We start from the raw sequence: 1,446 nt of genomic DNA on the forward strand, positions 1-1,446 counted from the left end.
AAAGCCCCATGCGACTCCTGCACACCATGCTGCGCGTCGGCGACCTGCAGCGCTCCATCGACTTCTACACCAAGGTGCTCGGCATGACGCTGCTGCGTACCAGCGAGAACCCCGAGTACAAGTACAGCCTGGCCTTCGTCGGCTACGGCAACGGCAACCCCGAGCAGGCCGAGATCGAACTGACCTACAACTGGGGCACCGACAGCTACGACCTGGGCAACGCCTACGGCCACATCGCGCTGGGCGTGCCCGACGCCTACGCCGCCTGCGAGAAGATCAAGGCCGCCGGCGGCAACGTCACCCGCGAGCCGGGGCCGGTCAAGGGCGGCACCACCGTCATCGCCTTCGTGACGGACCCGGACGGGTACAAGATCGAATTAATACAAACAAAATCAACAACTTATAGAGACAGCCGCCAATCAGACGCCAAAAACCCAGATCCACTTCGTAGCGCCTAACGGATTGACACAAAAAGCCTGCGCGAGCAGGCTTTTGTTTGTCCGATGAGGGAAAACTTCGACGCCCCGGAGCCGCTCCCCCTGCCTCGCAGAGGCGCTGCCCCCGCCGGTGGGTCAGTCAGTCAGGCCCACCAAAGACTACAAAACTGCCCTTCCGCGAAGTAACGCAGCGCCGGGCCGGCGACGCGACGACTGTGGGAGGCCGAGGTCACTGCATAACCGCCATCGACAACAACGAGAGGACCACCCATGTTTGGCAGCATCGACAAGAGCAAGGGCCTACTGTTCGTCACACACGATCTCGACCACTCCATTCGGCTGACCATGCAGAACATGCACAAGGAGGTCGAGGGGCTGGACGAGGACCGGCTGCTCAACACACCGCCGGAAGACCTGAAGACCTATTTGGTCGAGAAGTACGGCATCACGCCGATCACACTGCTGCGCGAGCAGTGCTACGCGGACTATCAGGATGCACCGGTCGATGTGCGGCACGACCGCATGCGCTGGATCGAAGACAGAAGCCGCCCCGTCATGGTGGCGGGCGAGCGCGTCGAAGTGCGAATCCCCTTCGAGGGCGAGTCCGAGCTGTTCTACACGAAGGCCAACACCTTCAGTATGAACCCGCCTCGCGCTGTCATCGAGAAGAACGAAATCGTCCTGCGCTACGACACGCCCGCCGATCAGCCCCGCGATATCCGCGCCCTCGTCGATCACGCCCTGCGCGACATCGACCAGCATCTGGCGTGGCAGCGCGACATGATCGACGCTCACAATCGGGCTCTTCCTGGCGCTGCGGAACAGGCGATCCACCAGCGGCGCGAACGGCTGCTGGCGCAATCGCAACGCGCGGAAGCGCTCGGCATCCCGATCCGGCGGCGTGCCGACGCGCCCAAGACGTACACGCTCCCCACGGTAAAACGCAAGGCTGTACCGTAAGCGTCCGGCGAAGTCCATCTTGACTCCGCCAAACAGGCTCAGTGAGCAA

2 protein-coding genes are annotated in these 1,446 nt (G+C 62.7%); both read left to right on the forward strand.

Annotation, left to right across the window (positions count from 1 at the left end; all coding sequences use genetic code 11):
* Positions 1-8: 8 nt before the first annotated feature.
* Positions 9-458 carry a lactoylglutathione lyase gene (gene gloA, locus ACIY1X_RS12820; protein WP_399680971.1) on the forward strand — a complete coding sequence of 150 codons (450 nt, stop codon included), beginning with the start codon at positions 9-11 and terminating at the stop codon, positions 456-458.
* Positions 459-707: 249 nt separating this feature from the next.
* A complete protein-coding gene (locus ACIY1X_RS12825; RefSeq protein ID WP_399680969.1) occupies positions 708-1,397 on the forward strand; it encodes a hypothetical protein in 690 nt (229 codons plus the stop codon).
* Positions 1,398-1,446 lie beyond the last annotated feature (49 nt).

Origin of the sequence: Xenophilus sp. (assembly GCF_044462705.1) — a bacterium.
GTDB lineage: Bacteria > Pseudomonadota > Gammaproteobacteria > Burkholderiales > Burkholderiaceae_C > Xenophilus > Xenophilus azovorans.

Bases quoted from the DNA above. Each gene is read 5' to 3' on its own strand.
- gloA (WP_399680971.1), top strand. From the start codon at position 9: ATGCGACTCCTGCACACCATGCTGCGCGTCGGCGACCTGCAGCGCTCC.
- ACIY1X_RS12825 (WP_399680969.1), top strand. From the start codon at position 708: ATGTTTGGCAGCATCGACAAGAGCAAGGGCCTACTGTTCGTCACACAC.